Annotated in this window: 18 protein-coding genes and 1 riboswitch; of the genes, 13 read left to right on the top strand and 5 right to left on the bottom strand. The window is 66.4% G+C overall.

The window, feature by feature from the left end:
• Positions 1-15 precede the first annotated feature (15 nt).
• The gene (locus tag QF031_RS16390) at positions 16-1,572 is read right to left on the bottom strand and encodes an APC family permease (RefSeq protein WP_307430508.1); all 1,557 of its coding nucleotides are present in this window, start codon (positions 1,570-1,572) and stop codon (positions 16-18) included.
• A 222-nt stretch (positions 1,573-1,794) separates the two neighbouring features.
• Between QF031_RS16390 and QF031_RS16385 the strand changes: the two genes are divergently transcribed.
• A complete protein-coding gene (locus QF031_RS16385; protein ID WP_307430505.1) occupies positions 1,795-2,274 on the top strand; it encodes a Dps family protein in 480 nt (159 codons plus the stop codon).
• Positions 2,275-2,363: 89 nt separating this feature from the next.
• Here the strand turns inward: QF031_RS16385 and QF031_RS16380 are convergent, their stop codons facing one another.
• On the bottom strand, positions 2,364-3,920 hold the full coding sequence (locus QF031_RS16380; protein WP_307430502.1) for an MFS transporter: 1,557 nt from the start codon (positions 3,918-3,920) through the stop codon (positions 2,364-2,366).
• An 87-nt stretch (positions 3,921-4,007) separates the two neighbouring features.
• Between QF031_RS16380 and QF031_RS16375 the strand changes: the two genes are divergently transcribed.
• From QF031_RS16375 to QF031_RS16360, 4 genes are all read left to right on the top strand, one after another.
• Positions 4,008-4,544: a TetR/AcrR family transcriptional regulator gene (locus QF031_RS16375; RefSeq protein WP_307430498.1), complete on the top strand. Its 537-nt coding sequence runs from the start codon at positions 4,008-4,010 to the stop codon at positions 4,542-4,544.
• Between the two features lie 95 nt (positions 4,545-4,639).
• A riboswitch (glycine riboswitch) is annotated at positions 4,640-4,737 on the top strand.
• Positions 4,738-4,926: 189 nt separating this feature from the next.
• Complete coding sequence (gcvP, locus tag QF031_RS16370) at positions 4,927-7,779, top strand: aminomethyl-transferring glycine dehydrogenase (RefSeq protein WP_307430496.1); 2,853 nt, start codon at positions 4,927-4,929, stop codon at positions 7,777-7,779.
• An 11-nt stretch (positions 7,780-7,790) separates the two neighbouring features.
• Complete coding sequence (gene gcvT / locus QF031_RS16365) at positions 7,791-8,939, top strand: glycine cleavage system aminomethyltransferase GcvT (RefSeq protein ID WP_307430494.1); 1,149 nt, start codon at positions 7,791-7,793, stop codon at positions 8,937-8,939.
• A gap of 492 nt (positions 8,940-9,431) precedes the next feature.
• A complete protein-coding gene (locus QF031_RS16360) occupies positions 9,432-10,874 on the top strand; it encodes an L-serine ammonia-lyase (protein ID WP_307430491.1) in 1,443 nt (480 codons plus the stop codon).
• Positions 10,875-10,935: 61 nt separating this feature from the next.
• Here QF031_RS16360 and QF031_RS16355 read toward each other — a convergent pair whose 3' ends face one another.
• On the bottom strand, positions 10,936-11,481 hold the full coding sequence (locus QF031_RS16355; RefSeq protein WP_307430488.1) for a TspO/MBR family protein: 546 nt from the start codon (positions 11,479-11,481) through the stop codon (positions 10,936-10,938).
• 121 nt (positions 11,482-11,602) lie between these two features.
• Between QF031_RS16355 and QF031_RS16350 the strand changes: the two genes are divergently transcribed.
• The 3 genes from QF031_RS16350 (at position 11,603) to QF031_RS16340 (ending at position 15,755) form a co-directional block, all read left to right on the top strand.
• Positions 11,603-12,736 (top strand): lipid II:glycine glycyltransferase FemX, encoded by a 1,134-nt coding sequence (locus tag QF031_RS16350; RefSeq protein WP_307430484.1) that lies wholly within the window; start codon positions 11,603-11,605, stop codon positions 12,734-12,736.
• Positions 12,737-12,899: 163 nt separating this feature from the next.
• Positions 12,900-14,216 (top strand): peptidoglycan bridge formation glycyltransferase FemA/FemB family protein, encoded by a 1,317-nt coding sequence (locus QF031_RS16345; RefSeq protein WP_307430481.1) that lies wholly within the window; start codon positions 12,900-12,902, stop codon positions 14,214-14,216.
• Between the two features lie 51 nt (positions 14,217-14,267).
• The gene (locus QF031_RS16340; protein ID WP_307430479.1) at positions 14,268-15,755 is read left to right on the top strand and encodes a threonine/serine ThrE exporter family protein; all 1,488 of its coding nucleotides are present in this window, start codon (positions 14,268-14,270) and stop codon (positions 15,753-15,755) included.
• A 20-nt stretch (positions 15,756-15,775) separates the two neighbouring features.
• Here the strand turns inward: QF031_RS16340 and QF031_RS16335 are convergent, their stop codons facing one another.
• Together QF031_RS16335 and QF031_RS16330 are read right to left on the bottom strand one after the other, a co-directional pair.
• A complete protein-coding gene (locus tag QF031_RS16335) occupies positions 15,776-16,615 on the bottom strand; it encodes a siderophore-interacting protein (protein ID WP_307430476.1) in 840 nt (279 codons plus the stop codon).
• Between the two features lie 14 nt (positions 16,616-16,629).
• Complete coding sequence (locus QF031_RS16330; protein ID WP_307430473.1) at positions 16,630-17,400, bottom strand: uracil-DNA glycosylase; 771 nt, start codon at positions 17,398-17,400, stop codon at positions 16,630-16,632.
• A gap of 163 nt (positions 17,401-17,563) precedes the next feature.
• Between QF031_RS16330 and QF031_RS16325 the strand changes: the two genes are divergently transcribed.
• The 5 genes from QF031_RS16325 (at position 17,564) to groL (ending at position 22,043) form a co-directional block, all read left to right on the top strand.
• Positions 17,564-17,893 carry a DUF3263 domain-containing protein gene (locus QF031_RS16325; RefSeq protein WP_307430469.1) on the top strand — a complete coding sequence of 110 codons (330 nt, stop codon included), beginning with the start codon at positions 17,564-17,566 and terminating at the stop codon, positions 17,891-17,893.
• 51 nt (positions 17,894-17,944) lie between these two features.
• Entirely contained in the window at positions 17,945-18,577 is a 633-nt protein-coding gene (locus QF031_RS16320) for a LytR C-terminal domain-containing protein (protein ID WP_307430466.1), read from the top strand.
• 65 nt (positions 18,578-18,642) lie between these two features.
• Positions 18,643-18,849, top strand: a complete 207-nt coding sequence (locus QF031_RS16315; RefSeq protein ID WP_307430463.1) for a cold-shock protein — start codon at positions 18,643-18,645, stop codon at positions 18,847-18,849.
• Positions 18,849-20,117 (top strand): ABC transporter substrate-binding protein, encoded by a 1,269-nt coding sequence (locus QF031_RS16310; RefSeq protein WP_370874521.1) that lies wholly within the window; start codon positions 18,849-18,851, stop codon positions 20,115-20,117. The genes QF031_RS16315 and QF031_RS16310 overlap by 1 nt, the downstream gene beginning before the upstream one ends.
• Positions 20,118-20,408: 291 nt before the next feature.
• Positions 20,409-22,043, top strand: a complete 1,635-nt coding sequence (groL, locus tag QF031_RS16305) for a chaperonin GroEL (protein ID WP_307430457.1) — start codon at positions 20,409-20,411, stop codon at positions 22,041-22,043.
• Positions 22,044-22,078 lie beyond the last annotated feature (35 nt).

Raw genomic sequence — 22,078 nt, 5'->3', positions numbered from 1 at the left:
TTTTCGGTTGGCGGCCTACTCCGGAACCACCAGGGCGGGAGTGTCCCGCTTGAGGGTTTCCCCGCGGAAGAAGCCGGGGTGCGTGCGGGACATGGCCAGCATGACGACGGCGCCCAGGGCCAGGATGCCGATGCCCAGGATGAAGACGAGGCCCACACCGAAGACCTCGGAACCGCTGCCGAACTCGGGGGCAAGGCTGTCCACTGCGGTCTGGACGAACACCACGAACAGGCCCACACCGCCAACCACCGGACAGACCAGCCGGAACATGAAGTGGCGAACGCTGTTGAACAGGCTGTGGCGGAAGTACCAGGTGCAGGCCAAAGCGGTGAGGCCGTAGTAGAAGCAGATCATCAGGCCGAGGGCCAGGATGGTGTCATTCAGGACGTTCTCGCTGACCACGTGCATCACCGCGTAGAAGCCCGCGGACAGCACCCCGGCCGCGATGGTGGCGAAGCCCGGCGTCGCAAACTTCCTGCTGATGCGGCTGAACGGCTCGGGCAGCGCGCCGTAGTGGGCCATGGCCAGCAGGCTCCGGGAGGGTGACATGAAAGTTGACTGCAGGGATGCGGCGGAGCTGGAGAGCACCGCGAGGGACATCAGGATGGCGAAGGGACCCATGATGGGGGATGCAAGCGCGGTGAAGATGTTCTCGTGGTTTTCGGCGTTGTTCAGGCCGTTGCCCGTATCTCCGACGCCGGCGAACATCATGGTGGCGATGCTCACCAGGAGGTAGATGGCAAGGACGATGACGGCGGTCAGCGTGCCTGCCACGCCGGCGGTCTTCTTGCCGTTGGCCGTCTCCTCATTGACCGTGAGGCAAACGTCCCAGCCCCAGTACACGAAGATCGACAGTGAGATGCCGGCGGCAACCTGCCCGAAGGTTTCGATCTTGGTGACGTCGAACCAGTCCCAGCTGAACGGGATCGCTGTTTCTGAGCTGGACCAGTTGGCGAAGGCCATCCCCACGAACAGGCCCAGCACCAGCAGCTGGAAACCCACCAGGCTGTACTGCACCAGCTTGGTGGTGTGCAGGCCGCGGTAGCTGACCCAGACGGCCAGCGCCACGAAAACGAAGCAGGTGAGGACGTTCAGCGCTTTGTTGTCCGCCAGGTCCGCGAGCTCGGGGGAGCCGGTGAGCTGTGACAGGAAGAGGTAGAAGAAGTCGACGGCGACGCCGGCAAGGTTGGACAGCACGATGATGTTGGCCGCCAGCAGGCCCCAGCCGCCCATCCAGCCGATCCAGGGCCCGAAGGCCTTGGTCACCCAGGTGAAGGTGGTGCCGCTGTCCGGGGAGTCGGCGTTGAGCTCCCTGTATGCGAGCGAGACCAGGATCATGGGGATGAACCCGATCAGGAAGATGACTGGCAGCTGGAGGCCGGCTTCGTTGACGGTGGGGCCCAGTGCGCTGGTGAGGGTGTAGGCGGGGGCGATGGTTGAAATGCCCAGGACGACGACGGCCAGGAGCCCGAGCTGCCCGCCCTTGAGGCCCTTGGCGCTGAAGCCGTCCGCGGAGGGCGCGTGTACGTGCGGACCGGACTTGGAAGTACTGGTGCGGATTGTCTCTGTCATGGCACCGCTTTCTGGAAAGGCTGTGAGACGGACGTCACTATATGAATGGCGTTCATTTAGTATGGGGGCGGCGGCCCTGTGATGCAAGACGCAATATGAACCACATTCGTTTATGACTGGTTTTCGGAATTAGTAAGCTCACTGAGAAATTGCCTTTTGCCCTGCCGCCGCGCCGACTGCGGCTGGTAGCGTCTGCCGTACTGGACCATTTGAGGAGGATGCATGAAAGCTTCACCGACACTGACCAACAACCTGCAGGCTGTCCTGGCGGACCTGATCGAGCTTCACGTTCAGGGCAAGCAGGCGCACTGGAACATCGTGGGCACCAACTTCCGCGACCTCCACCTGCAGCTGGATGAGATCGTGGACGCTGCGCGCCAGTTCGCCGACGATACCGCCGAGCGCATGCGTGCCCTGCACGCGCTTCCCGACGGCCGCAGCGCCACCGTTGCCGAAACAACCAGTCTGGCCCAGTTCCCCGAAGGGCTGATCAGCACCGAAGATGCCATCGAGCGGATGGTCGCCGCCATGGAGGCTGCCGTGGGCACCATGCGCAAGGTCCATGACGAAGTGGACGAGGAGGACCCCACCTCCGCGGATCTCCTGCACGAGTTCATCGCCCGGCTGGAGCAGTTCGCCTGGATGGTGCAGGCGGAAAACATGAAGCCCACCGCCAAGGTCACGGCCGCCGACTCCAAGTAGCGGATATTCCAGAGGGCGCCCGGCGCCGGGGTTGGTCCCCGTCGCCGGGCGCCTTTTTGTGTGCATTGGGCTGTTGGGGCTAGCTGCCGTTAGGCGGCCTTTGGCACTTTCCGAAGCACGACGGCGGCGAGGACTGCCGCCGTCGCCATCAGTACCAGCCCGATCGCCGCAGTGATGTGCACCCCGGAGTCGAACGCTGCCGCAGCGGCGCCGTGGGACGCGGCGGCGAGCGGCGCGGGCAGGAGGTTGGCCGCTTCCACTGCGCCCGCCAATGTTTCCCCGGCGTTGTGCAGGACGGGCCCGGGCAGCATGCCGTCCAGTCCTGCGGGCAGCCGAAGGTTTTGCTGGTAGGAGGCCGTCAGGATGGATCCCAGGACGGCGGTCCCCAGCAGTGAGCCCACCTCGTAGCCCGTCTCGGAAATGGCCGCGGCCGCCCCTGATTTTGCCGGCGGGGCGGAACCGAGGATGAGGTCGTTTGAGATGGTCTCCGCCGTGCCCACACCCAGCGCCAGGACCAGGAGGGCGGCCAGCAGCAGGGACGGGCCGCCGTCGTGGTTCCCGAACGTCACCATGCTGTAACCGGCGGCGCTGAACGCCAGCCCCGCAGCCACCACGAAACCCGGCCGGACCTTGCGGACCAGCGGCACCACCACCAGGCCGGCCACCACGGTGGCTGCCAGCGCGGGGAGCATGGCAACCCCTGCCGCCGACGGGGCCATGCCTTCGAGGAGCTGCAGGTGCTGGGCAAGGAACAGGATGAACCCGTTGAAGGAAAACAGGGCCAGGATGTTGGCGCAGATGGCCATGCTGAACACCCTGTTGCGGAACAGCGACATGTCCAGCAGCGGGTGCTCCAGGCGGAGCTGCCGCTGCACGAACACCACCCCCATGGCCAGGCCGAAGGCAACCGCTCCCAGCCCCGCCGCGTCCGGCCCCTCGGTGGCCAATGCCTTGATGCCGTAGACCACCGGCACCATGACCAGCAGGGAGAGCAGGATGCTGGCAATGTCCACCTTCCCCGGCGCGGGATCCTTCGACTCCGGGATGAGGGCCGGTCCCAGCACCAGCAGGGGGATCATGAGGGGTACCGCCACAAGGAATACAGCGCCCCACCAGAAATGCTCCACCAGCCAGCCGCCAAGAATGGGCCCCAGGGCGGCGCCGCCGGAGAACCCTGCCGCCCAGATGGCTACGGCCAGCCTCCGCCGGTTGGGCTCGGGGAAGATGTTGCGGATCAGCGACAGTGTGGACGGCATCAGCATGGCCCCGAAGAAGCCCAAGGCGGCCCGGCCGGCGATCAGCCACTCGGGGGTCGTGGCAAAGGCGGTGGCGGCAGAGAGCGCGGCAAAACCAATGCTGCCGATGACCAGCAGGCGCCGCCGGCCGATCCGGTCACCCAGGCTGCCCATGGACACCAGCAATCCGGCCAGCACCAGCGGATAGGCGTCCACGATCCAGAGCAGCTGCACACCCGAGGGCTCCAGGGAGCGTGCAATGGCGGGCAGGGCGAAGGTAAGAGCGGTGTTGTCCACGGCCACCAGCAGCACGGGAAACATCAGCAGGCCCAGCGCCAGCCAGTCGCGGTGCGGCGGGCGTGAAGCGATGTTGTCCGGGCGCGAGGTCGCTTGGATGGTGAAAATCGGCATGAGGTAACTATACCGTCCAGACGGTATAGTTACGGCGAGGTGCCTGGGCTTGTGCCTTCCGGACCGGCGGAAGGCATGATGGAAGGCATGCCCAGAAAGCCTGTTGCCCGCGATGCGGTCCTTGATGCCTTCGAGTCCCTGCTGATCGAGGTGGGGGAGCGGGCTGCAACCCTTGATGCCGTTGCACGCAAGGCTGGAGTGTCCAAAGGCGGACTGCTGTACCACTTTCCCAACAAGGAAGCGCTCATAGCCGTGCTGCTTGACCGGCTGGAAGGCCTGGCAAAAGCGGATGCCGATGCCATGGCGGCGGCGGAAGAAGGTGCCGCCGCCTACTTCATCCGTTCCTCCGTGTGGGCGGATACGCCCCTTGACCGGGCCATTGTGGCCGCCACCAGGCTTGCGGAGGTGGCGCATGAAGAGACGCGCCGGCGGTTCGCCGCCATCCAGCAACGCTGGCTGGACGAAATTGCCGCGGACGTGGGCCCGGGGCTGGCAAAGGCTGTCCTTTACATGGGTGACGGCCTGTACTTCAATGCCATGCTGTCCGTGGCCCCTGTGCCGCCGGGGGGAGCAGCCGCTGACGTGGAGGAACTGCTGGCCGCCTTGGAGCGGCTGCGCAGGTAGCCGCCGCCCATTTGCCGGGAGGGGTTGCACCGTAGGACAATGGAGAGTTGTGAGGGCTGTCACCGGCCGTCATGATCCAACAAGTGAATAGCCTTTGATCTGCGGCGGGAGAGTTCTGCCGGAAGTACAGGCAGGCGCCGTAGGAGCAAATCCTCCCCAGGAATCTCGCAGGCCCCTGTACCGCCGCGGCGAGGCGCCTCTGGAAAGCAGCAGGCAGTTTCCCTCCCTCCACTGTGGGAACGGAAGGCTGTTGTGCTCACCGACGGTGCAAGCGGGTCCTGCCAAGGCAGGAAACGCGGAAACTCTCAGGTCCAATACAGAGCGGGGAGGAACCCAATAGCTGTGGCGTACCCTGCGCCGCCTGAATAAATGGAGTTCCTTCGTGTCGGTTACCCCAGCCTCCACCACCTTCGTAGACCGCCATGTCGGCGCGCGCCGCCAGGCCGACGTCGACACCATGCTCAAAGCCGTAGGCTATGACAGCGTCGACTCCATGGTGGATATGGCCGTTCCCAAGGTCATCCGCCAGGAAACTGCCCTTCGCCTCCAGGACGCCCTCAGTGAGGTCGAGGTCCTCACCGAGCTGCGGAAGCTCGCCGGGAAGAACAAGACCGCCGTGCAGCTGATTGGCCAGGGGTACTTCGACACCGTCACTCCGCCGGTGATCCGGCGCAACATCCTGGAGTCCCCGGCCTGGTACACCGCGTACACCCCGTACCAGCCCGAGATTTCCCAGGGCCGGCTCGAGGCACTGCTGAACTTCCAGACCATGGTCCAGGACCTGGTGGGCCTGCCCATCGCCAACGCTTCCTTGCTGGATGAAGCCACCGCCGTGGCCGAAGCCGTGCTGCTGATGCGCCGCGCCAACAAGGCCAAGCCCGCGGCCGACGGCAAGACCGTCCTGGATATTGACGTCCTGCCGCAGACCATCGCCATCGTCAGGGGCCGCGCCGAGGCGCTGGGCTTCGAGGTGGAGGTTGCCGATCTGTCCCAGGGCCTGCCTGAGGGCGACATCAACGGCATTGTGCTGCAGCAGCCCGGTGCGTCCGGCCGGGTCTGGGACCAGTCCGGCGTCATTGCCGCTGCCAAGGAGCGCGGCGCGCTGGTGACGGTCGCGGCTGACCTGCTGGCCCTCACGCTCATCACTCCTCCGGGCGAACAGGGCGCAGACATTGCCGTCGGTTCCGCCCAACGTTTTGGTGTGCCGCTGTTCTTCGGCGGCCCGCACGCGGCCTACATGGCCGTCCGCAAGGGCCTCGAGCGCTCGCTGCCCGGCCGCCTTGTGGGTGTTTCCAAGGACGACGCCGGAGTCCCCGCCTACCGGCTTGCCCTGCAGACCCGCGAGCAGCACATCCGCCGCGAGAAGGCAACGTCCAACATCTGCACGGCCCAGGCGCTGCTGGCGATCGTTGCCTCCATGTACGCCGTCTACCACGGGCCGGACGGGCTGAAGGCCATCGCCGAGACCACCCATGGCCACGCGCGGAGCCTGGCGGCCTCGCTTGCAGCCGCCGGCGTCGAGGTCTTGCACCGGAGCTTCTTCGACACGCTTTCTGTCCGGGTGCCCGGGCGGGCGGCCGGAATCACTGCCGACGCCGAGGCGCGCGGCATCAACCTGCGCAGCGTTGACGCTGACACTGTGGGCATCTCCCTGGATGAAACCACGACGGCGGCCATCGTCGCCCAGGTTGCCGACATCTTTGGCGCCACCGTCGCCAGCGACGGTGAAGGCTTTGCGCTGCAGGCCGCCGTCGAGCGTTCCTCCGATTACCTGCAGCACCCGGTGTTCAACACGCACCGGTCCGAAACCCAGCTGCTGCGCTACATCCGCAAGCTCTCGGACCGGGACCTGGCGCTGGACCGCACCATGATCCCTCTGGGATCCTGCACCATGAAGCTGAACGCTACCGCCGAGATGGAGGCCATTTCCTGGCCTGAGTTCGCCTCGATCCACCCGTTCGCCCCGGACTCCCAGACCGAAGGCTGGCGCGAACTGATCGCCGACCTGGAAGCTGACCTGACGGCCATCACCGGGTATGACCAGGTGTCCATCCAGCCCAACGCCGGCTCCCAGGGCGAGCTGGCGGGCTTGCTGGCGATCCGCGGCTACCACCACTCCCGGGGCGATGAGCAGCGGAACGTCTGCCTGATCCCGGCCTCGGCCCACGGCACCAACGCTGCCTCGGCCGTGCTGGCCGGCATGAAGGTGGTGGTGGTCGCCACCGCCTCCGACGGCACCATCGACCACGACGACCTGACGGCCAAGATCGAAGCCAACAAGGACGCTCTGTCCTGCATCATGATCACGTACCCGTCCACGCACGGCGTCTACGACGGCGACGTCCGCGAAGTGTGCGACGCCGTGCACGCTGCCGGCGGGCAGGTGTACATCGACGGGGCCAACCTCAACGCCCTCGTCGGACTTGCCCAGCCGGGCCAGTTCGGTGGCGACGTGTCCCACCTGAACCTGCACAAGACCTTCTGCATCCCGCACGGCGGCGGCGGACCTGGTGTCGGTCCGGTGGCAGCGAAGGCCCACCTCGCACCGTTCATGCCGGGCGACGCGACGACGTGGAGTGCCGGTTCCGGTGCTACCGATGTGCCGATTTCCGCCTCCCGTTTCGGCTCCGCCGGCGTGCTGCCCATTTCCTGGGCTTATGTGAAGCTGATGGGCGGCGAGGGGCTGACCGAAGCCACCAAGTCGGCCCTGCTGGCCGCCAACTACGTCGCGTCCCGGCTGAACGAGTACTTCCCGGTCCTCTATACGGGCGAAGGCGGGCTTGTTGCCCACGAATGCATCCTCGATCTGCGCGAACTCACTGCCAAGACCGGGGTTACCGCCGAGGACGTGGCCAAGCGGCTGATCGACTTCGGCTTCCACGCCCCCACCCTGTCCTTCCCCGTCGCGGGGACGCTGATGGTGGAGCCCACCGAGTCCGAGGACCTGGCCGAGATGGACCGCTTCATCGAAGCCATGATCACCATCCGCAAGGAAATCGACCAGGTGGCCAACGGCGACTTTTCCGTTGCAAACTCACCGTTGCGCCGCGCACCCCATACCGCCGCCGCCGTCGTCAGCTCCGACTGGGACCGCGCATACCCGCGGGAACAGGCAGCCTTCCCTGCCCACCACAAGCAGGACAAGTACTTCCCGCCGGTGGGGCGGATTGACGGCGCCGCCGGGGACCGGAACCTGATCTGCTCCTGCCCGCCGCTCGAAGAGTTCGAGAAGTGAGGACTGCCGCCATGACCGAGAAATACACAGCGCTGTACGACGAGCACAAGAAGCTGGCCGCCTCCTTCACCGACTTCGGGGGGTGGCAAATGCCGCTTAAATACAGCTCCGAACTGGCCGAACACCACGCGGTTCGAAAGGCCGCAGGCCTGTTCGACCTCTCCCACATGGGGGAGGTCTGGGTGACCGGGCCGGACGCTGCGGCCTTCCTGGATTATGCGCTGGTGGGGAAGATCTCCGCCATGGCGGTGGGCAAGGCCAAGTACTCGCTGATCTGCAACGAGGACGGCGGCATCATCGACGACCTCATCACCTACCGCCGCCCCGCCGCGGCGGACGGCACCGACGTCTTCCTGGTGGTGCCCAACGCGGGCAACGCCGCCGTGGTCGCGGCGGCGCTGCAGGAACGGGCTGCAGGGTTCGACGTGGTGGTGCAGGACGCCTCCGCCGAGACGTCGTTGATCGCCGTACAGGGCCCCACGGCGCAGGAACTCCTGCTGCGCCTGGTCCCGGCCGCCCAGCACTCTCTGGTCATGGACCTGAAGTACTACGCCGCCGTGGAGGTTCCGTTCCTGGTGGGCGGCGCGGGCAAGGATCTCCTGCTCGCCCGTACCGGATACACCGGTGAGGACGGGTTCGAGATCTTCGTGGACAACCACGACGCACCAGCGCTCTGGCAGGCACTCATCGCCATCGCCGACGAAGGTGAGCTGACCCCCGCAGGGCTCGCCTCCCGCGACTCCCTCCGCCTTGAGGCAGGCATGCCGCTGTACGGCAACGAACTCTCGCTGCAGGGCGACCCGTTTGCCGCCGGCCTGGGCGCCGTCGTCGCGCTCTCCAAGGAAGGCGACTTCGTCGGCAAAGCGGTCCTGGCCGCCAAAAAGGAAGCCGGCGCCGGAAGGACCTCCGGCCGCCGCCTCGTGGGGCTCAAAGGCCAGGGCCGCCGCGCCGGCCGCGCGCACTACCCCGTGGTCAAGGACGGCGTCACGGTCGGCGAAGTCACCTCCGGCCAGCCCTCACCCACCCTCGGGTACCCCATCGCCATGGCCTACGTCGACGTCGAGCACTCGGCGCCCGGCACGGCTTTGGACATCGACCTCCGCGGCAAGGCAGAGCCTTTCGAAGTCGTCGACCTCCCGTTCTACAAGCGCCTCAAGTAGTCCCTTATGCCGCGCCGTCGTCACCTTGTCGAAACATCGGTGGTTGCCTTGGGCCCGGTGGGACCGGCATCCTCCGCGTGCTCGGTCGCGAAGACGCCCGCTGAGCGGACGTGTCGCTCCCTTGGACGCACGCTTCCGGATACCCGTCCCACAAGGGCTTCGGTCCGTCGCCTTGGGTACGGCTCCGCCGGCCGCCCCTGGGCACGTCGCCACGGTGCAGAGGCCTAGGTGACGGGCATGTGCAGGCAGCGGGGGGGGGGCGCGGACAAGGTGTGCGTCTTCTTTCTCCGGCACTCACGATCGTTGTCGGCCTGTTCGTTGCTTGCCTGCCGCGTCGCTTTGATGCCGTGTCCCTCGGAGTGGGCGGGGCATCCGGCAGCGTGCGTCTAAGGGAGCGTCACGTCCGCTTAGCGGGCGTCTTCGCGACCGAGCACGCAGAGGATGTCCTGCCCGCTCCACCCCAACCACCCGTTTTAGTTAGGAACCAATCGCATGGCTGTTGGCGTTTTTGATCTGTTTTCGATCGGGATTGGTCCCTCGAGTTCGCATACGGTGGGGCCGATGCGGGCTGCTGCTGTTTTTGCGGAGGAGTTGAAGGGCTCGGGGAAGCTGGCAGAGGTGGCTTCGTTGCGGGTGGATTTGTATGGGTCTCTGGCGGCGACGGGGCATGGGCATGGGACGATGACCGCGGTGTTGTTGGGGTTGGAGGGGTTCCATCCGGAGTTGATCCTGCCGGCGGAGGTGGAGGAGCGGCTGGCCTCGATCGCGGAGACCGGGGTCCTGAACCTGGGAGGTGCTGTGGCGCTGCCGTACGGGGTGAAGGACATGGTGCTGCGTCCGTTGACGGTGCTGCCGCGGCATACGAACGGGATGACCTTCACGGTTTCCGATGATTCCGGGACGGTGCTGCATGCGGCGACGTTCTTCTCGGTCGGTGGCGGGTTCATCGTCCGGGAGGGTGAGGAGGACGCCGCGCAGCAGGAACTGGACGCGTCCAAGCAGGAGCTGCCGTTGCCGTTCCGGACCGCGGCGGAGCTGCTGGAGCACTGCGCGGTGACCGGGCTGGGCATCGCGGACGTGATGCTGGTCAACGAAAAGGCTTCCCGGGACGAGGAGGGGATCCGGGAGGGTTTGCTGCACATCTGGTCGGTGATGGAGAACTGCGTGCAGGCCTCGCTCAAGCGTGAGGGGGTGCTGCCGGGCGGGTTGAAGGTCCGCCGCCGCGCCCCGGACTGGTACGAGCGGCTGAAGAAGGAGACCGCCCGGCCCGGGGACCGGGACAACGAGGACCAGGACGGTGGCCAGGACTTTTACGACCCGCGGTATTGGCAGGAGTGGGTTAATTTGGTGGCGCTGGCGGTGAACGAGGAGAACGCTTCCGGCGGGCGGGTGGTCACCGCACCGACCAACGGGGCGGCCGGGATCATCCCCGCGGTGCTGTTCTACGCGCTGCATTTCGCCCCGGGCATGGACCAGGCCACCCAGGCCGACCGGGACGGCGTGGTACTGCGGTTCCTGCTCGCCGCCGGCGCCGTCGGGGTGCTCTACAAGGAACAGGCCTCGATCTCCGGGGCCGAGGTCGGCTGCCAGGGCGAGGTGGGGTCCGCGTCCTCAATGGCCGCCGCCGGCCTGGCCGAGGTCATGGGCGGCACCCCCGCCCAGGTGGAAAACGCCGCCGAGATCGCGATGGAACACAACCTGGGCCTGACCTGTGACCCGATCGGCGGGCTGGTCCAGGTCCCTTGCATCGAACGGAACGCGATCGCCGCCGCGAAAGCGATCAACGCCGCGAAAATGGCGCTCTGGGGCGACGGCACCCACCGCGTCTCCCTGGACGAAGTCATCATCACCATGCGCGAAACCGGCAAAGACATGAGTGACAAGTACAAGGAAACCGCCATGGGCGGCCTCGCCGTCAACGTCGTCGAATGCTGACACCCTAAAGCCGCCGGTGGCATAACGGCTGGCCGCGTTCCCGGCCCTCCTTCCCAAGCGGCTAGTTGTGCGCTGCCGCCCACCAGTTCAGGCTCGCAGCGAAGACAAGCCACGAAATATAGGGGAGAAGGAGCAGCCCGGCGGTCCGGCTGATCGGGCCGAAATACAGGACCGTCACAACGACCGCGGCGATCAGGGCAAGGATTATGGCCAGTCCCAGCCACAGGGCCGGCGTGCCCAGGGCGGGGTACAGGGCAAAGAATGCGGGGGTCCAGGCGAGGTTGAGGACCAACTGAAGGGCATAGACCGCCATGGCCGGCCGGGTCCTGTCGGTGCGCCGACGCCAGACCAGCCACGCCGCCACGGCCATCGCTGTATAGAGGACGGTCCAGACCGGACCGAACACGCCGTTCGGCGGGGACCACGGAGCCTTGTCTGCAGTTGCGTACCAGCCGGTGACATTCGCCGCCGATGCCAGTCCACCCAGCGCCGCCACCACCAGGGACGCCACCAGGAACCCGACAAGCGCCGCAACCTGAACCCCGGCGCTGTAGGGCTGCCTGCCGGTGTCCGCAGGAGCGGCTGTCTCTTCCCCATCCGGTCTCATACCCCAACCCTTGTTGAACGCCCCACGCCCCGTCAAGACGGCGTCCGGCAGCGTGAGACGGGCCATGCCGGCCGGGTCAGGGAAAGGCTGGGAGCGCATCAGGCTTTAGACTTGAGGCTGCATGTCCGCACGCAGCCAGAAGTACCGAAACCGCGCACAAACCCGATTGGACACGGCCCCCTTGCGAGAATTCACCGCACGTTTTGCCACAGCCGAGGAAATTGAGAACTGGGACAAGCACGTCACGGCCAACCCGAACGGCGGCAACATGCTGCAGTCGGCCGCCTACGCATCCGTCAAGAACGGAAGCGGCTGGACAGTCCGGTTCCTGGTATTGGAAAGCGGCGGAAACCCCAGCTACAACCTGGTGCTGGAAAAGCGCTTCCCTGTCCTGGGACGGCTTTGGTACCTCATCAAGGGCCCCGACCTGGCGGAGGCGGCGGACCTGCGGCCGGCCCTCGAAGCGTGCGCTGCGTTCGTCCGCAGCCGGAAACTGAACGTCTTCACCGTCAAGGTGGAACCGGACATCGTCGACTCCGCGGAGGCGCAGCAGGAACTGCAGGCGGGGAACCTGGTCAAGGCCCCCAACATCCAGTCCAACGACTCCACCGCCCTGCTGGACATCTCCGGCACGGAGGAGGAAGTCTTCAAAGCCATCTCCTCCCGCGCCCGGAACGCAATCCGGCGTGCAGAGCGTGAGGGCTGCCAGGTGGTCCGGCAGGAACAGGGGCCCGAAACCTACCGGGCGCTGTACGACCTGATGGCCAACACCGTCAACGCCAAGGGCTCCATGCCCCTCCGCAGCTACGACTACTACGAGAAGTTCTGGGACGAGTTCTGCAACCGCGGCCAGGGCAACTTCTTTTTCACCTACGAGGACGGGAAACCCAGTGTGGGCGCCTTCGTCATCAACTACGGGTCGAAGGCCACCTACAAGGACGGTGGCTCCATCCAGAACCGCAAGCAGTACGGGGATTCGCACCTGGTGCAGTGGACCGCCATCAAGCGGATGCAGGAACTCGGCTGCACGGAATACGACTTCTGCGGCACCCCGCCGGCCGCGCGCATCAAGGACAAAACCCACAACCTTCACGGAATGGGCATGTTCAAGACCAGCTTCACCAAGACCGTCACCGACTTTGTGGGCTGCCACGACTACGTGCTGTCCCCGCTCCGGCACCGGCTCTGGGTCAGCGGCGGCGAAAAAGTGTTCCGGCGGATCGAAACCGCACGCACCGGCCAGCAGTTCTACTGACCCTCAGCCGGCAGGGCTGCAAAGCCAGCGAGCCCTGCCTGGCGGCCCCTGCCAGCCCTACGGCCGGCCCCGTACGCCGTCCGCCTGAACACCCTCCCTCTCAACACCCTCCATACACTGCGTGCCCGTCAAGGCCGCGAAGAGTCCAGAAGAAGGTCATCCCTTGAACACAGTTTCCGCCGCTACCGGGCTTGAATACGCCAACCTCAGCGACGCCGACTTTGAGGCCTTCGCCCTGAAGCATCCGCAGAACAGCTTCCTGCAGTCCATCGACTTTGCCCGCTTCCAGCGTGCCCGGGGCCAGCAGGTGGAGCTCTTCGGCGTCCGGCGCGACGGTGAACTTGTGGCCGCCGGAAAACTCAACTACACCACCAGCCGGCTGGGCTACACCATCTGCGAATGCGCCAAGGGCCCGCTGATGGACTACACGGACCGGGAACTGGTGGGGTCCGTCGTCGAACTTCTCCGCAAACACGCGGCAGTCCGCAAAGCTGCCGAGCTGCGGATCTCGCCCAACATCAGGTACATCGCAAGGGACGCCGACGGCGCCGAGCACCCCGACACCGAGGACAACCGGCCGCTGGTGGCTGACCTGGAGCGGCTGGGGTTCCAGCACCAGGGCCTGGACATGAACTTCGTCAACGTCAACTGGATGTTCATCAAGGACCTGGCGGGCATCCAGGATGCCGAGGAACTGATCATGGGCACCAGCTACCGGACCCGGAAAGCCATCCGCAAGGCCGAAAAGAACGGCGTCTTCCTGGAGCAGGCCACCCTGGAAACCCTGGACGATTTCTACGGTGCCCTGAGCCGGGCCGGCGACGAAAAGGGATTCGTCTACCGCGAACGCGCCTACTATGAGCACCTGCTGCGCACCACGTCAGCCGAATTCACCAAGCTCATGATGGCCAAGATCGACATCCCGGCCTACCGCAAGTCCATCACGGAGCGTCTTGCCAAGGAATCCGCCGCTGCGGCCGACCTCCGCCACGAGGTGGAGGAAACCGGCAGCAAGAAGAAGGCCAACCGGCTCAAGGTGGTCCAGGACCTGGTGGACAGCTACGAGCGGAGCCTCAAGGACATCGAAAGGTTCCCCGACTCCGTGGGCACCGCCACGGTGGCCGCCATCCACTTTGTCTGCTACGGCGATGAAGTGGTGTGCGTCATCGGCGGTACCGTCCAGGACTACATCTACTTCAACGGCGCAACCTCGCTGTACTGGGGAATGATGCTGCACGCCCTGGAGAAGGGGTATCCGCGCTACAACTTCTACGGCACCTTCGGCATCTCCGGGCAGGACGAGGAAGGCCACGGCGGCTACGAATTCAAGAAGGGATTCGGCGGGGAAGTGGTCCAGCTGGTGGGCGACTTCGTCCTGCCGGTGCGGCCCGCCGTCTTCCACGCCAACCGGCTTGCCAGGACCGCGGCAGCAGCGGCCCGCACCCTGCTGGGCAAGCTGCCGCTGAAACGCGCAGCCTGACCATCCACCAACCGCGCACCATCACTAAACGCGTCCAGGGAGGAAGCGGGAATGACTGACCGGCCCCCACGGCCAGGGCACAGGCCGAAGACCGACGGCCTGCCCAAGACTGAAGCGCTGACCCCTGCGCAGATACGGCAGGATGCGGCCGCCAGGCGCATGATCCGGCGTCTGGTGCAGGGCGAGAACCCGCCCACTGCGCCCATGAGCATCGTTGACCGGCTGGCGGGCAGCCCTTACGCCAACCCCACCATCCAGGTGGGTGGGGTGGACACCTCCGCCCGCAAAACCCTGGATTTCGCCCTGCACCTGGCAGAGACCATGTTCCGCTACGGCGCCGGCGCCCTCGAAGTGGAAACCAGCATCATTGCCGTCACTGCTGCGCTGGGGTTGAAGAACATCGAAGTGGACATCACCAACCAGTCGGTGGGCATCAATTACGCGCCCAAGGACCAGACGCCCATCTCGCTGCTGCGGGTGGTGCGCTCCTGGACCAACAACTACGCCGGCCTGGCCAAGGTGCACCAGCTGGTCACGGACATCGTGGCCGGCGGCGTGGGCCGGGACGAAGCGATCCGCAGGCTCAACGAGGCGATCACCAGCCCCAAGCCCTACCCGCGGTGGATGGTCACGGCGGCGTTCGGTGTCTTCGCCGCCGTGTTCGTGGGTGTGCTGGGCGGCGGCCCGGTGTCCTCGGCGGTCGCCTTCGTGGCCAATCTCGGCATCAGCCTCCTGGCCAGGCAGCTGGGGCGGTGGCGGGTACCGGACTTCTTCATCACCGCCAGCTGCTCGTTCGTGGTGACCATCCTGGCGCTGCTGCTCTGGCAGTTCGGGCTCACCGCCTCGCCGTCCATCGTGGTGGTGGGTGGCATCCTGCTGTTGCTGCCAACCGGGCGGCTGGTGTCCTCCGTGCAGGACGCCATCAACGGCTTCCCCGTGACGGCGGCGGGCCGGTTCCTGTCCACGCTGCTGACCTTCGGCGCCATCGTGGCAGGAATCGCTGTCGCCTTCGTGGTGGGGGAGCTGACCGGGCTGCAGCGCATCGATGTCACCCAGACCTTCCCGCCCGCCTACGACCTCTGGGTCCTGATCGTCTTCGTGGCCGCCGCGGTGATGGCCATCGGCATTACGGAACAGACCACCTGGAAGCTCCTGCTGCCCACGGCAGCTGTTGGTGTGGCAGGCTACCTGGTGCTGCTCGGCTGCGGCCTGCTGGGGATCGGCGACCGGTTCTCACCTGCCATCGCTGCCGTCGTCATCGGCCTGCTGGCAAGGGTTGTGGCCCTCCGGATGGGTGCGCCGCAGCTTGTGGTGGCAGTTCCCGCGGCGCTGATCCTGCTTCCGGGCCTCACCATCTTCCGGTCCATGTATGTGCTCACCGTCGAGGAAACCGAGATCCTTGCAGGCGCTGGAGGAATGCTCAGCGCCGGCGCCATTGTGCTGGGCACGGCCGGCGGCATTGTCCTGGGTGACGTGCTGGCCCGTCCGCTGACCCGCAGCCTGGCGAGCAACGAGCGGCGCCGGGCCCGGCGCCGCTAGCCCGGCTGGGAATTAGCGGGCTAGATTTGCCCGACCGGCAGTTTCTTCTCGGCCTGGAACACGTCCTCCACCCGGCCCTGCGCCCAGTAGCCCGAGAGGGACACCTGCCGGCGCTCCAGGCCGCGCTGCTTGAAGAGGACCTCGCGCAGCGCCTTCATGTAGCCGCGCTCGCCATGGGCAAAAACATCCACCCTGCCATCGGGCCACTGTGCATCCGCCACCGCTTTGACCAGCAGGTCGCTGGACCCTGCCGGTACGCCGTTGCGCGGCAGCCAGGTGATGTCCAAGCCTGCGGGAGCGGAGATGGACTGGATATCGGCTGCGGAGCCAACCTCCAGGAAGGCCAGCCCGGTTGCCTCCGCCGGCAGTGACTCGATGCACGCGGCGATGGCGGGCAGGGCAGCCTCGTCGCCGGCAAACAGGTACCAGTCGGCCTCAGGGCTGGGGTTGTAGGCACCGCCGGGTCCGGTGAAGGTGAGTGTATCGCCAGGCTCGGCCCTGGCTGCCCACGGACCCGCCAGGCCCTCGTCGCCGTGGACTACGAAATCGATGGCCAGCTCCCGGGCTTCCGGATCCACCCACCGCAGTGTGTAGGTGCGGGTGAAGGGCCACTGCCCGCGCGGCATGGCTTCCCGGATGGCCCAAAGGTCAAGGGGTGACGGATACTGGACCCCCGGCTGCGGAAAGACGATCTTCACGTACCGGTCCACGAACCCGTTGTCGGCAAAGTCACTGAAGCCCTCCCCGCCCGCGACGATCCGGACCATGTGCGGCGACAGCTGATCCTTGCGCAGCACCCTCAGGTCGACCTGCGGGCGGTTCTTCTTGGTTGCGCTGGTGGCGGCAGGAACAGTGCTCATAAGGCAAGCCTAAGCTAGGGCAGCGGCGGCAGTTCCCAGGTTACGTCGGACGCACCTTGTTCCCGCAGGAGTTCGTTGACCCGGCTGAACGGGCGGGAGCCAAAGAACCCTCGCGACGCGGACAACGGGCTGGGGTGCGGGCTGCTCACGGCGGGGGCGCCCGCCAGGAGCGGCCCGACACCCTCAGCCTCCTTGCCCCACAGCACGGCCACCAGCGGCATCCTGGACCCGTCCGCAGCCTTGCGGGCCGCCAGGGCGGTGACTGCCGCCGTCGTAATCTCCTCCCAGCCCTTGCCGCGGTGCGAACCCGCCGCCCCCGCCCTGACCGTGAGTACCCGGTTCAGGAGCAGCACGCCCTGCCCGGCCCACGCCGACAGGTCGCCGTGGACGCGCGGCGGAATGCCCAGGTCCGATTCCAGTTCCCGGTAGATGTTCACCAGGCTGCGGGGGAGGGGCCGGACGTGCGGGTCGACCGAAAACGACAGTCCGACGGCATGTCCCGGCGTGGGGTAGGGATCCTGGCCCACGATCAGGACCTTCACCTCCGCGAGGGGCTGGCGGAAGGCGCGCAGCACGTTCGACGGCGGCGGCAGGACCTGGTGCCCGGCAGCCTCTTCGGCTGCCAGGAAAGCGAGCACCTTCCGGAGCTGGCCTTCGACGCCCTGCAGCGCCGCGGTCCAGTCCGGAGCCATGAGCTGAGCCAACGGCAGCTCCCCGAGGTCTGCGAAGCTGAGGGCGTCCGCCGTGTCCTGCTGCAGGTCGAATAGCGCATCCGATTCAAACATCGTTCCATTCTTGCAGGCAACATGCAGGAGCAGTCCGGGGAGGGCAGTTTGTGACCAGCCCCGGTACCGGCGTGCCGGCAGCAGGGGCTCAAATGACACTGCTGTTATTCGGCGGCTAGCATAGGGGTAAGACATTGACCGTAACCAGCTGAAGGAGTGCGCCGTGGCGGAACCGGCCCGGGAACACCTGCCGGAGCAGGATCCGCGGAAGTCCCTCCTGGCGGATTTCAGCCTTCGTGAGTCCTCCCTCTCCGAGCGTGAACAGCAGATGCTGGCCCTGGAACGGCAGTGGTGGAAGTACGCGGGAGCCAAGGAACAGGCCATCCGGGACCTGTTCGATCTCTCCGCGACCCATTACTACCAGCTCCTCAACGCACTGATCGACCGCGAGGACGCCCTGGCCCACGATCCCATGCTGGTGAAGAGATTGCGTAGACTACGTACGTCGCGCCACCGTGCACGCACCGCCCGGCGCCTGGGATCCGACGCTTAAGACGCCCCGGGCCGGGACAACAGCCGCAATCAACAAGGATGTCCTTCCACCATGACCAGATACGCCCGCGATGAATTCGACAAGGTCCCCGAGGCCGCGTCGCGACAAGGTGTCCACCGGACGGCCTCGGCCCCGTCCCGCGTGCGGCTGTGGCCCATCCTGGCGGTGGGCATGGCGGCCCTGGCGATTGGGCTGGTGTCCTTCCTGATCCTTCCCAGGCTTGGCTTCAGCAGCACCGCCAGCCAGGCGTCGGCAAGCGTTGAGTCGGCCCCGCTGGCCGGAACGGGGTCCAGCCCTTCGCCTACGCGGGCATCTTCCGCGCCGTCGTCCGCCCCGCCGTCGTCCGTCTCTGCGGAACCGACCCAGAGCAGCGAGCCCGAGCCCACTGCTTCCGCCACCCAGGCCATCGTCGACAAGACCCGGCCAGTTGCTGTTTACAACGCTGCCGGCACCGCGGGGCTGGCCGGCCGGATAGGCGGGACGGTCCAGGCCGACGGCTGGCGGCTCGGCCAGGTAGGCAACTGGTCCGGCGCCCCGCAGAAGTCCTCCGTGATCTTCTACGCCGGTCCCCAGCAACTGGCCGGCGCGCAGGCACTCGCCGGGCTGTTGAACATCCCCACCGTGGTGGACAGCACCGAGTTCCAGGTACCGCTCGTGGTGGTGCTCGGCCCCGGATACCGGTAGCCGCACGCCCTCCAGGTACGCCGCCCGGTTTGCAGCCCGGGCCCCAACGGAAAGAGTTGTCCACCATGTCACTGGGAACCGTCAGATGGTTCAACGCTGAAAAGGGCTACGGCTTCATCACCGTTGACGGCTCCGGTGACGACGTCTTTGTCCACTGGTCCGCAATCCAGGGCGAGGGCCACCGCTCCCTGGTTGAGGGCCAGCGGGTGCAGCTGGACGTCGGCGAGGGCGAAAAGGGCCCGCAGGCCGAAAACGTGCGGCCCGCCCAGTGATGCCGGTTTACCGATCCCCGGCCCGCGCCAGTGCCGCGCTCGCCGTTTCCCTGGCAGGCCTTCTTTCAATGACGGCCTGCACCGGCACCGGCGGCAACGCCAGGACAGAGCCCGCAGAAGCCTCCGGCGACGGCGTCCTCCGGGTAGGGCTGATCCTTGATAACACCGGCGACAACGCGTTCCTCAACGCACCCCAGCTGGCCGCGGCAAAACTGGCCATCCACGACATCAACGCCGTCGGCGGCCACAAAGGCCGCCCTGTGGAACTGCTTCCGGTGCACCCGGACCAGGACACCGCAGCCCAGGCCAAGGACCTGGCCGCTGCCAAAGCAGACGTTGCCATCGGACCCACCGACTCCAGCCATGCAACTGCTGCCCTGGACGTCCTCGCCGGTGCCCATGTGCCGCTCATCTCCCCGGCCAACACCGCTGCCGCCCTCTCCACGAGCGCCAGCGGCGGCTACTATTTCCGCACCGCCGCAGCCGACGTCGCACAAGGGCCGGTCCTGGCCAAACTCGCCAAGGACGCCGGCGCCGCCAGCATCGGCGTGCTCTACCAGGACGGTTCCTACGGCAAGGACCTGTCGGCTGCCGTCAAGGAAGCTGCCCAACAGTCCGGACTCAAGGTCCTGCCCGGGGTGGGCTTCAAGCCGGGCGATGCCGCCGAAGCCGCACGCTCTGCCGCCCAGGCCGGGCCGGACGCCGTCGTCCTGGTTGCCCGCGACGGCGCGCGGGCCGCGTTGGCTGAGCTCCACAACGCCGGCCTCAGCGGTTCGAAGGTCATCCTCAGCGACGGTGCCTTCGCCCGCTACGGTTCCGGGCTGCCGTCCCGGATCCTGGAAGGCGCCCGCGCCGTCGTTCCCGGCCAGCTGCCCTCGGCTGCTTTCCAGGGCAAACTGCTGGCCGTGGACCCGTCCCTGAAAGATCTCTCCTACGCTGCTGAAACCTATGACGCCGTGACGCTGGCGGCGCTGGCCGCGGCCCGCGCCCAGGATGACGCCGGGCGCTCCATCGCCGCGAACCTCATTCCGGTGTCGGGCGGGACGGCGGCTCCGGGTGCCGGCACGCCATCCGCCCCCTGCCGGAGTTACAAGGAGTGCCTGGGCGGCCTTGCCGCCGGCCCGGACATTGATTACGACGGCGAATCCGGCCCGGTTGCCTTTGATTCCAACGGGGACATCACCTCGGCGGCCTTTTCCGTCTTCACCTACGGCGCAGACAATAACCCCAGCCCCACCGGGCATGAAACAGTTGGCCGCTCCGGCTGATCGCCCTGGGCGAAGCCGCCGAAGCCAGGCTCCCGTCCGGCGTCTTATCGCTTGCACTCTCACTTGGGGAGTGCTAATTATTGAGTTAGCACTCTGAGGTACCGACTGCTAAAGCTAAGCCTGGTTTCGGCCAGGTGGTGCACAGCACCGGCCGAAGAGCGAAAGAAACGCCTCACTTCAGTGAGATCCCCACCCGGAGGCATACAGAGGCCGCCGTCGAAGGATCGTCCGTCGCGGGCACTGCAGCGAAGGTCCATTCTTAACGACTGTCCCGAAAGGACTACTGCCGTTATGGCCAAGATCATTGCATTTGATGAAGAGGCACGCCGCGGCCTTGAGCGGGGCCTGAACATCCTCGCCGACGCCGTTAAGGTCACCCTCGGCCCGCGTGGACGCAACGTCGTCCTCGAAAAGAAGTGGGGCGCCCCCACGATCACCAACGATGGTGTTTCCATCGCCAAGGAGATCGAGCTGGACGATCCCTACGAGAAGATCGGCGCAGAGCTGGTCAAGGAAGTTGCCAAGAAGACCGATGACGTCGCAGGCGACGGCACCACCACGGCAACCGTCCTGGCCCAGGCCCTGGTCAAGGAAGGCCTGCGCAACGTTGCCGCCGGCGCCGACCCGCTGTCCCTCAAGCGCGGCATCGAAAAGGCCGTTGACGCCGTCACCGCCGAACTGCTGAACTCCGCCAAGGAAATCGAAACCAAGGAAGAGATCGCAGCTACCGCCTCGATCTCCGCCGGTGACGACGAAATCGGCGCCCTCATCGCCGAAGCCCTGGACAAGGTGGGCAAGGAAGGCGTCATCACGGTCGAGGAGTCCAACACCTTCGGCCTGGAGCTGGAACTCACCGAAGGCATGCGCTTCGACAAGGGTTACATCTCCGCCTACTTCGTCACCGACGCAGAGCGCCAGGAAACGGTCCTCGAGGATCCGTACATCCTGATCGTCAACTCCAAGATCTCCAACGTCAAGGAACTGGTTGCTGTCCTGGAAAAGGTCATGCAGTCCAACAAGCCGCTGCTGATCATCGCCGAGGACATCGAGGGCGAGGCCCTGGCCACGCTGATCGTGAACAAGATCCGCGGCACGTTCAAGTCTGTGGCCGTCAAGGCTCCCGGCTTCGGTGACCGCCGCAAGGCCCAGCTCGCCGACATCGCCGTCCTCACCGGCGGCCAGGTCATCTCCGAGGAAGTCGGCCTCAAGCTGGAAACGGCTGGGCTGGAACTCCTGGGCCAGGCACGCAAGGTTGTTGTCACCAAGGACGAGACCACCATCGTTGAGGGTGCGGGCGACGCCGACCAGATTGCCGGCCGCGTTTCACAGATCCGCGCCGAGATCGAGAACTCCGACTCCGACTACGACCGCGAGAAGCTGCAGGAGCGCCTGGCCAAGCTGGCCGGCGGCGTTGCAGTCATCAAGGCCGGTGCCGCCACGGAGGTTGAGCTCAAGGAGCGCAAGCACCGCATCGAGGACGCTGTCCGCAACGCCAAGGCTGCCGTTGAAGAGGGTATCGTCGCCGGTGGCGGCGTGGCCCTCATCCAGGCCGGTGCCAAGGCATTCGCCAACCTGCAGCTGTCCGGCGACGAAGCAACCGGCGCGAACATCGTCCGCGTTGCCATCGACGCCCCGCTGAAGCAGATCGCCTTCAACGCCGGCATGGAGCCGGGCGTCGTGGTCGACAAGGTCCGTGGCCTGCCCGCAGGCCACGGCCTCAACGCCGCCACCGGCGAGTATGTCGACCTGCTGGCCGCCGGCGTCAACGACCCCGTCAAGGTGACCCGCTCTGCCCTGCAGAACGCGGCCTCCATCGCCGGCCTGTTCCTCACCACCGAAGCAGTGGTTGCTGACAAGCCGGAGAAGGCTGCAGCACCCGCCGGTGGCGACGACATGGGTGGCATGGGCGGCATGGGCGGCTTCTAGTCTCCCGGCCAGGAAAACCCTCCCGCCAAACAAAA

The sequence above is a fragment of the Pseudarthrobacter defluvii genome, assembly GCF_030816725.1.
GTDB classification, from domain to species: domain Bacteria; phylum Actinomycetota; class Actinomycetes; order Actinomycetales; family Micrococcaceae; genus Arthrobacter; species Arthrobacter defluvii_A.
Note: the sequence above shows the minus strand (reverse complement) of the source record. Positions and strands in the feature narration are given on the sequence as shown.

What these genes read in the sequence shown, in the direction of transcription:
- QF031_RS16390 (WP_307430508.1), bottom strand. Translation starts at nt 1,572, where the DNA reads ATGACAGAGACAATCCGCACCAGTACTTCCAAGTCCGGTCCGCACGTA.
- QF031_RS16385 (WP_307430505.1), top strand. Translation starts at nt 1,795, where the DNA reads ATGAAAGCTTCACCGACACTGACCAACAACCTGCAGGCTGTCCTGGCG.
- QF031_RS16380 (WP_307430502.1), bottom strand. Translation starts at nt 3,920, where the DNA reads ATGCCGATTTTCACCATCCAAGCGACCTCGCGCCCGGACAACATCGCT.
- QF031_RS16375 (WP_307430498.1), top strand. Translation starts at nt 4,008, where the DNA reads ATGCCCAGAAAGCCTGTTGCCCGCGATGCGGTCCTTGATGCCTTCGAG.
- gcvT (WP_307430494.1), top strand. Translation starts at nt 7,791, where the DNA reads ATGACCGAGAAATACACAGCGCTGTACGACGAGCACAAGAAGCTGGCC.
- QF031_RS16360 (WP_307430491.1), top strand. Translation starts at nt 9,432, where the DNA reads ATGGCTGTTGGCGTTTTTGATCTGTTTTCGATCGGGATTGGTCCCTCG.
- QF031_RS16355 (WP_307430488.1), bottom strand. Translation starts at nt 11,481, where the DNA reads ATGAGACCGGATGGGGAAGAGACAGCCGCTCCTGCGGACACCGGCAGG.
- QF031_RS16350 (WP_307430484.1), top strand. Translation starts at nt 11,603, where the DNA reads ATGTCCGCACGCAGCCAGAAGTACCGAAACCGCGCACAAACCCGATTG.
- QF031_RS16340 (WP_307430479.1), top strand. Translation starts at nt 14,268, where the DNA reads ATGACTGACCGGCCCCCACGGCCAGGGCACAGGCCGAAGACCGACGGC.
- QF031_RS16335 (WP_307430476.1), bottom strand. Translation starts at nt 16,615, where the DNA reads ATGAGCACTGTTCCTGCCGCCACCAGCGCAACCAAGAAGAACCGCCCG.
- QF031_RS16330 (WP_307430473.1), bottom strand. Translation starts at nt 17,400, where the DNA reads ATGTTTGAATCGGATGCGCTATTCGACCTGCAGCAGGACACGGCGGAC.
- QF031_RS16320 (WP_307430466.1), top strand. Translation starts at nt 17,945, where the DNA reads ATGACCAGATACGCCCGCGATGAATTCGACAAGGTCCCCGAGGCCGCG.
- QF031_RS16315 (WP_307430463.1), top strand. Translation starts at nt 18,643, where the DNA reads ATGTCACTGGGAACCGTCAGATGGTTCAACGCTGAAAAGGGCTACGGC.
- QF031_RS16310 (WP_370874521.1), top strand. Translation starts at nt 18,849, where the DNA reads ATGCCGGTTTACCGATCCCCGGCCCGCGCCAGTGCCGCGCTCGCCGTT.
- groL (WP_307430457.1), top strand. Translation starts at nt 20,409, where the DNA reads ATGGCCAAGATCATTGCATTTGATGAAGAGGCACGCCGCGGCCTTGAG.